Source organism: Pelagibacterium halotolerans, from assembly GCF_044811015.1.
Lineage (GTDB): Bacteria > Pseudomonadota > Alphaproteobacteria > Rhizobiales > Devosiaceae > Pelagibacterium > Pelagibacterium halotolerans_A.
Genome location: NZ_CP085243.1, coordinates 1,366,799 through 1,379,202 on the forward strand (window position 1 = coordinate 1,366,799; position 12,404 = coordinate 1,379,202).

Consider the following 12,404-nt stretch of genomic DNA (forward strand, 5'->3'; position numbering starts at 1 on the left):
CCTATGCTTTTCTCGCTCCGTGCCTGTAGGCGGCCGCCAAAATCCGACCCGGAGGGCCGCTTGAAAATGGCGACAGAGGGCGTCAGAGAACTTGCACGTATGTCCAATACGCGCTGCGCTCTCTTCTTGCCCTGCTCGCCATTTTGAAGCGGCGCAGGGCACAAGGAATGTGAGAAATGCGGGCTAAACTGACCGTTGCGAATGGGCCTGTCTCCGGATCGGCAATGTCGAGAACTATGCGGCCACGGTACATCCGCAAGGGTCGGCGCGTCCAGATTGACCGGAAAAAAGTTTCACAACAAGACTTTCGCCGGACGAGACCACCCAGCGGGGAAGATTTGTCCTGCCGCGGCGTGCGCGCCCGCGGCAGCCATAGGGCCTGGACCGTTCCGAGCCCTATTCGCCTTCGAGCACCGCCTTCAAGAAGGCGCGCGTTCGTTCTTCCTTGGGATCGCCGAAGATCTCGTCGGGCGTCCCCTGCTCCTTAATCTTGCCGCGGTCAAAAAAACAGACGCGGTCGGAAACCTGCCGCGCGAACTGCATCTCGTGGGTGACGAGCAGCATGGTTAGATCGTGCTCCTCGGCCAGCCGGCGGATGACGCCCAGCACCTCGCCTACGAGTTCTGGGTCAAGCGCGGAGGTCGGTTCGTCGAACAACATGATTTTCGGCCGCATCGCCAGAGCCCGCGCGATGCCCACGCGCTGCTGCTGCCCTCCCGAGAGCTGGTGGGGATATTTATCCGCCTGGTCGGACAACCCGACCATCTCAAGCAAACCCTCGGCGCGCTCGCGCGCTTCGGCCTTGGACATCCCGAGCACCTTGACCGGCGCCTCGGTGAGGTTGCGCCGTACACTCATATGCGGGAACAGATTAAACTGCTGGAAGACCATGCCCATTTTCTCGCGCATTTTACGCAGATGCGCTTCGCTGGCAGGTTTGATGCCACCATTGGCCTTCTCGTGCCAAAGCATGTCCCCGTCGACATAAACGATGCCTTCCTGGATCGGTTCGAGCGTCATCAGGATGCGCAGCACTGTAGATTTGCCGGAACCGGACGGGCCGATAATCGTCACCTTCTCGCCTTGGCCGACCTCGAAATCGAGCTCGTCGATCACGGTCAACGTATCGAAGCGCTTGACGACCTTGTCGAATTTAATGATGGGGTCAGTCATTTGAGCGGCAAGCCTCTCTTGGGAAGGGTCATGTCGAGGTAACGTACGGCGCTCGAAGCCACGAGCGTCATGATGAGGTAGAGCCCGCCCACCATCGAGAGCGGGATCAGATAGTTGAACGTCCGGTCGCCGATGATTTGGGCCACGTTGAGCATTTCAAGGACGGTGACCACAGAGAGGACCGGTACGTCCTTCATGATGGAAACCAGGTAATTGCCCATCGCCGGAATGATGCGCGGGATTGCCTGAGGCAGGACGACATGCGTGAATGTCCGCAGTGCCTTGAAATTCAGCGCGCGCGCGGCCTCGTGCTGCCCTTTGGCAATGGCCTCGATGCCGGCCCGATAGACTTCCGACGTATAGGCGCTGTACTGGATGCCCAGTGCCAGCGCCCCGGTCAGGAAGGCGGGGAATACCAGCCCATATTCCGGTAGCACGTAATAAAGGAAGAAAAGCTGTATGAGCAACGGTGTATCGCGGATGAACTCCGTGATCGCATAGGCGGGCCAGGAAACGATCTTCAAGGGCACCGACTTGAGCCCGGCCAGAATGAGGCCAAGCACGATAGCAATAAGAAAGCCAAGGACTGTCGCCTGGATCGTCACCCACATGCCGATAAGAAGAATCGGTAGGATTGATATAGCGAAGGCTAGGCCGCTCGAGGTATCCCATTCAAATCCGAAGAGCATTGGCTACCTCCTCACCGCACGCCAGCGGCCGACATTCCGCTCAAGCAGCTTCATAAAGGCGGTCAGAACTAGCGCCATACCGAAATACATAAACAGGACCATCGTGTAGATCGTAGTCGAATCCTGGGTAAAATTACGCAGCTGTTCGGCACGGAAAGCCAGATCGCCGAGGCTGATCAGCGAGACCAGAGCGGTATCCTTGAGGTTCTGGATCGCGAGGTTGCCAAAGGGCGGCATCATCTCAGGGACCGCCTGGGGCAGGACGATGGAATAGAGTGTCTGCCGGGGTGTGAAATTACAGGCCTTCGCCGCCTCGTATTGCTCTTTGGCGACCGCCTGGATCGCCCCGCGCACGACTTCGGCACCGTAAGCCCCGATGTTGAGCGAGAGCGCCATCACACCTGCGACGACGGGTGGCAACCGTAGGTCGATACCGACCGCGTCGCCCACAAGCGGAAGAGCGAAATACAGCCAGAAAAGCTGCACCAGCAAAGACGTGCCGCGGAACACTTCGATATAGACCACCGAAATGCCCTTCAAGATCGGATTGTGCGATGTCTTTCCGATGCCGGCGGCAAAGGAGAGGATCGCGCCGAGGATCGTCGAATAGATGGTCAGCTCGACTGTGACCCATGCCCCTTGCGAAAGGGGTCCGAAATATTCCGTCCAATGCATCAGAGTGTATCCATCGCAAATACCCCATGCCGGGGCTCAGGTCCCGAAATTTCCGACACGAAGCCGGTCGGGGCAGCCATCCTGGGGATGACGGCCCCGGCCGGGCCGATCGTTAAACGCCGGCACGACCTGCGCGAGTCGTGCGCGGACTGCAAAGCGCCTTACATAGGGGACTCGGCGCAGAGCTCTTCGGTGGTTGCATTAAACACACCGTTGATATCGGCTTCGGTGAAGCCGTAGCCAGCGAGCGTGCTGCTCCACTCTTCGGTCTGCTGGTATTCAGCCAGCACCTCGTTGACCGCGTCACGCAGCGTTTCCGAGCCCTGGGCGAAGGTGAATCCGCCCCAGGACCGGATTTCAGTGCCATCGATCACCGGGTCGACAAAATCCGACGCCGCTTCCACGGCATCGCTCCGGTTATCAAGCTCGCCTACCGTCAAGCCGGTTGCCGCATAAGCGTCAGCGCGACCCGTCGAAACGGTCGAGATCGCATCGGCGTTGGAGTTGATGGTTACCATCTGCCCTTCGGAAACGCCGAGGGCCTGCAGCATATCGAGCTGGTCGGCCCCTGCCATGATGGCGACCGTCAGGTCGGGGTTATCGGCGAAGTCCGAATAGGCATGGACGCCGGAGGGATTGCCCTCAGCAACGAGCAGACCTTCGCCGTACGAAGTCGTGGGGCTCGAATAGATCACCTGCTCGCAACGCTGCGGCAAGATCGCCATCTCAGCCGCGACCATATCGAAACGGTCGGCCTGCAGACCGGGGATCAGCGACGAGAATTCCGTGGTGATCCACTCGATGTTCTCGATGCCGAGTTCCGACATGACATAACTGGCCACGTCCGGGCCCGCGCCCTTGGCTTCGCCGTTAGGATCGATATAGCCATACGGGATTTCGTTGGCTACGGCGATACGAATGGTACCGCTTTCCTGGATTTCCTCGAGCGACGCTGCCTGCGCGGTGCCGGTCATCGCCAGCGCACCCAGCGCGACGCCGGCGAGAAGCGTATTGCGCAGTTTGTGTGTTGTTTTCCCGTGCATGAGGTCTCCTATCCTTTGATGTTATCGCGGTTGTGCAAGTTCCTATGAAGATGAAGCGCACTATTGTGCGCAAATCACTCATAGGTTTGAGCGGGCACATCGACTATGGTAGTCATGTCCGCACAAACGCTTTGTCATCTTCGATACTTGCGAAGATGGAAACGGATTGAGCACGTAAGGGTTGCCAACTTCTCGCCACAAGTCGAGGGACGATGCGTCTTTTTAGACGCGCTATGGCAGCAAGATCGCCTATTGCGGGTGCTATAATTGGAAGGACCGCCCTTCGGAAGTGGCTGCATAGTCCATTGAATATGCGTCGCTTTTGTCAGCGGTGCTTCCATGAAATTCTGGTGGTCACTGGGTGCGTGCATGGGCAAGGCTGTTGCGTTCACCGATATTCTGGCGGCGGCCAAACGGCTCGCTCCACACATTCGCCGTACGCCCGTCGAAGCGAGCCTCGCACTCACTCGCCGTTGCGGGCATCCGGTGCATCTAAAGCTCGAACACCACCAGATCACTGGCAGCTTCAAGCTGCGGGGCGCGACTAATGCCGTGCTCAACCTGCCGGAGGAGATGCGCAGGCGGGGCGTCTCGGCGGCGTCAACCGGTAACCACGGGCGTGCCGTATCGCATGCGGCCAGGGCGACGGGGACGCATGCGATCATCTGCATGTCATCACTTGTGCCGTCCAACAAGGTCGAGGCCATCGAAGCGCTTGGCGCCGAAGCACGGATCGTCGGCAACAGCCAGGACGACGCTCAGGTCGAAGTCGACCGGTTGGTCGCCGAGGACGGGTTCAACAACATCCCACCGTTCGACCATCCGGACGTTATCGCCGGGCAAGGCACGATCGGGCTGGAGCTGATGGCCGAATTGCCCGAGCTTGAGGCTGTGCTCGTGCCGCTCTCGGGCGGCGGGCTGATTTCGGGTATCGCACTGGCGGTCAAAACCATGAACCCGAAAACGCGTATTATCGGCATCACTATGGAGCGCGGCGCAGCGATGGCGGCATGTCTCAAAGCCGGACGGCCGATCCACGTCGAGGAAGTTCAGACGCTCGCGGATTCGTTGGGCGGCGGCATCGGACTCGATAATAAGCTGACATTTACGATGGTGCGCGATCTTGTCGACGAGACGATCCTCGTATCCGAGCGCGAGATCGCCGAAGCGATGCGCTTCGCCTATGAGGTTGAGCGCGAGGTCATTGAGGGTGGAGCCGCAGTCGGGCTTGCCGCGCTTTTGTCGGGCAAGCTTGCGACCAACGGGCCCACGGGTGTCGTTCTGACCGGCCGCAATATCGATACCGCGCTACACCGCGATATCATATGCGGAACCCATCCAGCATTCGAGGAGGCTTAGGACCTGTTAACACTATGGATAGGGGTTTGATTTTGCATAAATCGTTCAATGACAAGCGTTTCCCGCAATGCGGGGTTGTCCCCCGTGCTGCGGGAAACGCGCTGGCAGTGGGCGATTTATGCAAAACCGTTCGGGCGGGTCATGGTCCGGCCCCTTGTCGCGAAAAACCCGCTTGTGGACAAGCGTCCACGGCGCGGCATTTTTCCACGAAAGGTTCTCGGACTATGACCCGTCAAACCCCTATCCATAGTGTTAACAGGCCCTAATCATGCCAGACGTTTCAATCCTCACCGAAGCCCAGTTGCGCAATCTCGTGCCGCTCGACCGCGAAGCCGTGGCATGCGTCGAAGATGCATTCACAACGCTAGCGAGTGGCAAGGTGGTCATGCCCGATATCCTGCGGCTCGACATCTTCGACGCCAATGGAGAGGTGGACGTCAAAACAGCCTACGTGCCTGGGTTGGATTCCCTTGCGATCAAGGTCAGCCCCGGTTTCTTCGACAACCCCAAGATCGGGCTCCCCTCGGTCAATGGCCTGATGGTCGTCCTTTCAGCGCGCACCGGGCTGCTCGAAGCTTTGCTTTTGGATAATGGGTATCTCACCGATGTGCGCACGGCGGCCGCTGGCGCGGTCGCCGCCAAGCATCTTTCGCGAATCGACGCCAGGCGCGTGGCGGTCATCGGCGCGGGCGTTCAGGCTGCGCTACAGCTTGAAGCGTTGGCGCTGGTCCGCCCGCTTACCGAAGCCGTGATCTGGGCACGCGATCCGATCAAGGCCGAAGCGCTGGCGGAAAAGATGTCACAGCATTTGCGCATCGCCGTCGCACCCGCGCGCGACATTCCATCCGCGATTGAGGGCGCCGATATTGTCGTAACGACAACCCCGGCGAAGGAGCCGCTTGTAATGGCCGACTGGTTGGTGCCCGGCCAGCATCTGACTGCAGTAGGCTCGGACGCCGAGCACAAGAACGAGATCGACCCCGAACTCGCCGTCAAGGCCGATCTCTATGTCGCCGACCGGCTCTCGCAGACCCGGCGGCTGGGCGAGCTGCACCACGCCATTAAGGCCGGGATCATCGATCCGGAAACAATCTTTGCGGAACTTAGCGCCGTCGTCGCGGGCACCGCAGCCGGTCGTACACGCGACGACCAGATTACCTATGCGGATCTCACCGGTACAGGAGTGCAGGATACCGCCATTGCCAATTTCGCCCGCAAACGCGCACAATTGGCGCGAGCAGGGACGATACTTTCAACCTAGCAACCCGAAAGGGGTTTCTTACGGAGCATACCTTGAATGCCTAGTACGCGTTTGCCCTTTACCCTGCCAGAGTTTCACGAGCGGCTCGATTCCACGCGCCGGGCGATGCAGACGCAAGGCATTGATATTCTGATCGTCACCAACCCCTCCAACATGCACTACCTCACCGGCTATGACGGCTGGTCGTTCTACGTGCACCAGGCCGTGGTGGTTTCCCTCGTCGAAGATCCCATTTGGTGGGGACGCCCTATGGATGCCGTCGGAGCGCAAATGACAACGTGGCTCGGCGACGATTCGATTTATTCGTACCCGGACGATTACGTGCAGAACGTCGAACGTCACGCCTACGAGCACCTGTGCGGGATTCTTGAGGAGCTTGGCTGGAACGAACGCCGTATCGGCGTGGAAATGGACAATTACTATTTCACCGCCGCGTGCCTCGAAACGCTCCGCGCCAAGCTTCCCAATGCAACCTATGTAGACGCTACCGGGGTCGTCACCTGGCAGCGCTCGGTCAAATCGCATGCCGAGCTCGAATATATGCGCCGTGCCGCGCGCATCATCGAGGCGACGCACGCGCGCATTCGCGAGATCACCGAGCCGGGTCTGCGCAAGAGCGACCTCGTAGCGGAAATCTATGCCGCCTCGATCAAGGGGGTCGACGGGTATGGAGGGGACTACTCCGCCATCGTCCCGCTGACCCCTTCCGGACGCGACGCAGCGGCAGCGCACCTCACCTGGGACGACCGTCCACTGGTCAAGGGCGAAGGCACATTTTTCGAGATTGCGGGCTGCTACCGGCGCTATCACTGCCCGATTTCACGCACCGTCTATCTGGGCACGCCGCCGCCGGAAATGATGCGTGCGCAGGAAGCCGTGCTCGAAGGCCTTGAAGCCGGCCTTGCCGTCGCGAAACCCGGCAACACCTGCGGGGAGATCGCGGAAGCGTTTTTCGGGACGCTTCTGAAATACGGAGTCGAAAAGACCAGCCGTGCCGGTTATTCGGTGGGGCTTTCCTATCCGCCCGACTGGGGCGAGCATACCATGAGCATCCGTCCCGGCGATCCTTCGATCCTCAGGGCCAACATGACCTTTCACTTCATGCCGGCGATCTGGACGCCCGACTGGGGGCTCGAGATCACCGAAACCTTCCGCGTGTGCGAAGAGGGCAGGCCCGAGTGCCTCGCTAACGTGCCGCGCGAACTCTGCATCAAGCCCTAATCGCAAGCTGGGGGATCAATGGCACATAAACTCCTGGGCGAAACGCTCGAAATCCTTGCCGATCTCATCGCGTTCGAATCCGTCTCGCGCGACAGCAATCTCGATCTGATCGCCTATGTGAACCAAAGGCTCGACCAGATTGGGACGCGGACCTATCTGACGCTCGATCCCACCGGCACAAAGGCAAATCTCTTCGCCACGCTCGGCCCGCCTGAGATGGACGGTGGCATCGTGCTCTCCGGACACACCGATGTCGTGCCCGTCGATGGACAGGAGTGGAGTTCGGACCCGTTCACCGCGACCATCCGGGCGGGCAAACTCTTCGGGCGCGGTACTTGCGACATGAAGGGCTTTCTTGCCTGCGCGCTGGCCTATGCGCCCTACTACGCCGAACTGGACCTCAAGCGTCCACTGCACCTCGCCTTCACCTATGACGAGGAGGAAGGATGCCTGGGTGCGCAAGTGATGCTCAAGGAACTCCAGGCTGTCGGACGCAAGCCCTCGATCTGCATCGTGGGCGAGCCCACGATGATGAAGATCATCGAAGGCCACAAGGGCTGCTGCGAATATACGACGAGCTTCTCCGGCCTTGAAGGCCATGGATCGGTACCCGACCGCGGCGTCAATGCCGTCGAATATGCCGTGCGGTTCGTCTCCAAGCTCCTTGAAACCAGCGAAGCGCTCAAAACCCGCGCGCCGGAAGGATCGCGCTTCGATCCGCCCTGGTCGACGATCCAGATCGGCAAGATGGCTGGCGGGATCGCGCGCAATATCATTGCGGGTTCGTGCTCGGTCGATTGGGAATTGCGCACGGTCAACACGTCCGATTTCGACTTCACGCATGAACAGATCAAGGCCTATGTTGAAGACGAGCTTCTGCCGCGTATGCGGCACGTCCATCCCGAGGCCGAAATCGTCACGCAAGTGATCGGAGAAGTCGTCGGACTTGAACCGATGAGCGATTCCGAGGCGGTCGCACTCGTCCGCGCGCTTACCGGCACCAATGATGAAGCCGAATGCGTATCGTTCAACACCGAAGCCGGGCTTTACCAGCAGCTCGGCGTAGACGCGGTCATATGCGGCCCAGGCTCGATCGAGCAGGCGCACAAACCCGACGAGTTCGTTGAGTTGAGCCAGCTTAGCGCCTGCCTCGAAATGATTGAGAAGCTCGAGTCGAACCTGACCTAACTCCACCCCCGGCGTGCCGAACGGCGGACCTGCCAGGCGCGCACGAACGGCAGGTTGTGCGGGAAGGTTGCCCCTTTGCGGGTGAACTGGTGCGTCCCCACCCTGCGCCGGTGGACCTCGGCCTGCATGAGTTTGCGCGCCCAGCGCACAGCCCATTTATGGTTCCAAACGAAGACTGGATGAAGGATCCGCATGAAATAGCGGACATAGGGATGACCGATATTGACCGTCCAGACGAGCCGCGCCCGGCATCCGCCGTCCGGATCGGGCTCGACGTAAAGATCTCCGAACCCATCGAAGTCGCCGGTGACCTGCAACCTCATATATCTTTCCGGGATGACGTCGACGACCTCCGCTACAAAAAAGAAGCTGTGCGGCAGCAGTCCCTTGGAGTGCAGCCTGACAACCATTCCCAGGCCGTCGGCCGCGCCGCGCTCGACCATTTCGGAGGTCAGGAAAACACGCGGGCACCAGACGTGTAGCAGTTCGGGCGTCAGCGCGATCGCGGAGAGTTCGTCTGGTGTCGCATCGAGGTGCCATTGGGTGAGGATCGTGAAGTCCGGTCGATCGACCCCGGCCGTCCCTCGGGCGATTGCAGGTTGTCCGCTCACGCGTCCCCCTCTTGTAAAATGCGGCTTTCGCGCCGTTTCTGTTCAAACCCGTGAAGCACCATGAGGCATGCGGGCAGCACCACGAGATCGGCGAAAATGGCGAGGATAAAGACCGCGATCGACAGGACCCCGAAATAGCCGATCATCGGCGACGCGCTTGAAAAGGTGCTCAAAAGCCCGAATGACAGCACTGCTGTCGTCACGACCAGTGCCGGTGTCACTTCTACGACAGAGCGATGGATCGCGCCGGGATCGAACGGCTTGCCCTTCGGCGCATTGATCCGCAGCCGGTTGATGATGTGAACCGTATCGTCCACCGCGATGCCGAAGGCGATGGTGAGCGCCACACCGCTGGAAAACTGCAGCCCCCGCCCCGAAAGCACCAACCAGGCTCCGACCGCCAGGATCGGCAAAACGTTGGGTACGAGCGCCACCGCGCCATACCGCCAATTGGCAAACCACAGTGTCGTCAAAAGCCCCGAAGCGACCACGGCGATGAAGAAGCAGTAGTTGAGATCGAGGATCATCCCCCCGCTCACGAAGGACGACATCACCATGAAGCCCGTGGGTGTTCCTGCGGCTTGGGATGCGATGGGATCTGCGGCGAGCGCGTGTTCGATGCGTTCGGTCATGGCGCGGATTTCGCCGGCGTCGTAGGTGTTGATATGAAGCCGCACGAGCGCAGTCGTGCCATCCTCGGACAGCACCCTGCCCCTTTGGTTCGCCGACATTGACGATACGATCCGCGAGAGGCGCTCCGCTCGCTCGGCGGGCGATAGTTCGGCGCCATCGGGTACAAGACTATGGAGCGAGACCGTCACCGTTCCCGGGATAAGGCCGGCAACAGCCTCATGCGTGGCCGCAACGCGCTCAAGGGCGCCGGCGTCGAGCCCGTTGGAGGCGTCGACAGCAACGGGTATGTCGATCGTATTGATTGGCGCGAGTTCGTTGTTCAGTGTTTCGATCGCCTGCACGCGCGGTGCATCGCGATTGATGTTTTCGAGCACCGAGTAGGACGGCTCAATCGCCGTATAGACAGCCCCAAATGCGATGAGCACCGCAATGGCGGTCGCCGCTATGGGCTTGGGATAGCGCAAGCCGAATTCTGGCAGAAACCGCCAATCGAAAACGCGCAGCATCGCTTTCCGCCGCGGTGGGAACAGCTTTTCGGCCGGAACAAACCGCCCCGCCGTTGCGAACACAAGCGGCTGCACCGTGAGTACCGCAACCAGCGCAATTAGCGCCGCGACGATACCCGCCACACCGAAATCGCGGACGATTTCGCTTTCCGAAATCATAAGCCCGCCAAATGCAATGGCGGTGGTGAACGAAGCCAGCGCACAGGCCGGCCCGACACGTTTGAGCGCCAAAATAGCGAGCCGGTCGGGCGAGGGTTCGTCAGGCGCCAGCCGTCGAATCTCGAAAGCCAAATGCAGACTGTCCGCAAAAGCGAGGACAAGTATCAGCACCGGCAACGCAATCGAAAGCACGTTGATACCGAAACCGAAGATCGATAACGCCCCGAGCGACCACAGCAGCGCAGTGCCCGCCGGCAGAGTCACAAGGAACGCGAGCCGAATGCTGCGCAATGCCAGAACGCAGATCGCAAACCCCGCGATCATACCCAGCGAGTTGAGCCTGATAAGATCGCTGAAAAGGCTGTCGACAATATCGAGGCGAACCGCTGGCAGCCCGGTCAGGGTGTAGGAGACATCCGTTCCAGCCGTGAGTTCGGTGGCGATCGTCTCAAGTTCTCCAATAATCGTACGGGCGCCATCGATCACCGCGGAGGAATCCGTCGCGATCACGACTGCCGTCAGTTTACGTCCCTCCGAGACAAGCCGCCCGCCTGAGGTATTCCCCGCAATATCGTCAAGCGTTTGGGCCAGTGAGCCATCGCGCGGCACATCGATCCCGATCAGCGGCGCACCAACACCACCTTCGGTCGGTTCACGCAGCGCGAAAACCGAAAAAACGTCGACAACGCCATCGAGAAAGCTTGTCTCGATAACGAAATCCGAAACCGGCTGTAGATTGTCGGGATCGGCAAAGTCAGGACTTTCAAACACAACAACGGTATCGCCCTCGCTGGGCGTAAATTCTCCCGAGAGTTCCCGATAGTCCGCATTCCGTGCGCTATCGGACGCGAAAACGCGCCCCAGCCCATCATCGAACCCAAGACCCGTAACCGCGATGAGCGCGAGAAGGTCGAGGATAAGCACCAGCGCCCACATGACCGTCGGGGCGAGCCCGCGCATGCCTCTGAAACCTGACGGGACCGGCATCACCAGCCGATCCGACAGGTCGCCGGCCTTTTCCAATAAGCGTCGAGGGGTCCGCGCGCAGAACCTGCGCCTGCCGGTCGACAAAGCATCCGAACCCTCATGGAATCGTGTAACCTCCCGCCATTGCTACACATTCGGCCGAGCTGAGCAAGCCGACCGACGACTGGAAACGTGTTATTGATCGGCCCGTGTTTTGGCATGCGAGGGTTCCGGGCTATTGTCATGCGCGTCTTTATTCGGGGGGACCGATGACCGAAGACAGCTTGCAGGCATTGCGCGACCAGGTTCAGGGGTGCGACATCTGCGCCGCCGAACTGCCTTTGGGTCCGCGCCCGATCGTCCAGGTCGGCAGTGCGGCGAAAATCCTCATCATCGGACAGGCACCGGGCCGGAAGGTTCACGAGAGCGGCGTGCCCTGGGATGACCAGAGTGGGCAAAGGCTGCGCGAATGGCTGGGGATTACGCCTCAGGACTTCTACGATTCTGAAAAGGTAGCGCTGCTGCCCATGGGGTTTTGCTATCCCGGCGTCGCAGCCGGTGGCGGTGATCTGCCACCGCGCCCGATCTGTGCGCCCACATGGCACCGGCGCTTTCTCGAGAAGATGCCCGACATCGGCCTGACACTCCTCGTCGGGCTTTACGCCCAGCGCGCCTATCTTCCGGGTGCGGACAAATCGCTTGGGACAAATGTGGCATGCTTTGCCGATCATATGCCCCGGATTTGCCCCTTGCCCCATCCGAGCTGGCGGGTCGTGGGGTGGATGAAGCGCAATCCGTGGTTTGAAAGCGACGTTCTGCCTGCACTCAGGTCGCGCGTTGGCTCTTGCCTCGGAGACACGTGATATCGCCCGATACTCTGGCTTACAAAAGCGTTTCGCCGCCCGTGCGCCACAAGTAAG

11 protein-coding genes are annotated in these 12,404 nt (G+C 60.2%); 5 read left to right on the forward strand and 6 right to left on the reverse strand.

The genetic code is table 11. The annotated features are described in order from the left end of the window. Positions 1–396: 396 nt before the first annotated feature. From ehuA to ehuB, 4 genes are all read right to left on the reverse strand, one after another. Entirely contained in the window at positions 397–1,173 is a 777-nt protein-coding gene (gene ehuA / locus LG281_RS06775; protein ID WP_404405634.1) for an ectoine/hydroxyectoine ABC transporter ATP-binding protein EhuA, read from the reverse strand. After that, complete coding sequence (ehuD, locus tag LG281_RS06780) at positions 1,170–1,862, reverse strand: ectoine/hydroxyectoine ABC transporter permease subunit EhuD (RefSeq protein ID WP_404405636.1); 693 nt, start codon at positions 1,860–1,862, stop codon at positions 1,170–1,172. The genes ehuA and ehuD overlap by 4 nt, the downstream gene beginning before the upstream one ends. Positions 1,863–1,865: 3 nt before the next feature. Next, a complete protein-coding gene (ehuC, locus tag LG281_RS06785; RefSeq protein ID WP_404405638.1) occupies positions 1,866–2,537 on the reverse strand; it encodes an ectoine/hydroxyectoine ABC transporter permease subunit EhuC in 672 nt (223 codons plus the stop codon). A 161-nt stretch (positions 2,538–2,698) separates the two neighbouring features. Beyond that, positions 2,699–3,580 carry an ectoine/hydroxyectoine ABC transporter substrate-binding protein EhuB gene (gene ehuB, locus LG281_RS06790; protein WP_404405640.1) on the reverse strand — a complete coding sequence of 294 codons (882 nt, stop codon included), beginning with the start codon at positions 3,578–3,580 and terminating at the stop codon, positions 2,699–2,701. Positions 3,581–3,919: 339 nt separating this feature from the next. Between ehuB and eutB the strand changes: the two genes are divergently transcribed. The 4 genes from eutB (at position 3,920) to argE (ending at position 8,609) form a co-directional block, all read left to right on the forward strand. Then, a complete protein-coding gene (gene eutB, locus LG281_RS06795) occupies positions 3,920–4,939 on the forward strand; it encodes a hydroxyectoine utilization dehydratase EutB (protein ID WP_404405642.1) in 1,020 nt (339 codons plus the stop codon). Between the two features lie 268 nt (positions 4,940–5,207). Then, positions 5,208–6,200 carry an ectoine utilization protein EutC gene (gene eutC, locus LG281_RS06800; protein ID WP_404405644.1) on the forward strand — a complete coding sequence of 331 codons (993 nt, stop codon included), beginning with the start codon at positions 5,208–5,210 and terminating at the stop codon, positions 6,198–6,200. 36 nt (positions 6,201–6,236) lie between these two features. Continuing rightward, positions 6,237–7,421, forward strand: coding sequence for a M24 family metallopeptidase (locus LG281_RS06805; protein WP_404405646.1), 1,185 nt, complete (start codon positions 6,237–6,239; stop codon positions 7,419–7,421). 18 nt (positions 7,422–7,439) lie between these two features. Continuing rightward, on the forward strand, positions 7,440–8,609 hold the full coding sequence (gene argE, locus LG281_RS06810; RefSeq protein ID WP_404405648.1) for an acetylornithine deacetylase: 1,170 nt from the start codon (positions 7,440–7,442) through the stop codon (positions 8,607–8,609). Here the strand turns inward: argE and LG281_RS06815 are convergent. Beyond that, positions 8,606–9,220, reverse strand: coding sequence for an SRPBCC family protein (locus tag LG281_RS06815; protein ID WP_404405650.1), 615 nt, complete (start codon positions 9,218–9,220; stop codon positions 8,606–8,608). The genes argE and LG281_RS06815 overlap by 4 nt on opposite strands. After that, a complete protein-coding gene (locus tag LG281_RS06820) occupies positions 9,217–11,505 on the reverse strand; it encodes an RND family transporter (RefSeq protein ID WP_404405652.1) in 2,289 nt (762 codons plus the stop codon). The genes LG281_RS06815 and LG281_RS06820 overlap by 4 nt, the downstream gene beginning before the upstream one ends. Positions 11,506–11,753: 248 nt before the next feature. On the opposite strand from LG281_RS06820, the gene LG281_RS06825 reads away from it, so the two are divergent. Next, entirely contained in the window at positions 11,754–12,347 is a 594-nt protein-coding gene (locus LG281_RS06825; protein ID WP_404405654.1) for a uracil-DNA glycosylase family protein, read from the forward strand. Positions 12,348–12,404: the final 57 nt, after the last annotated feature.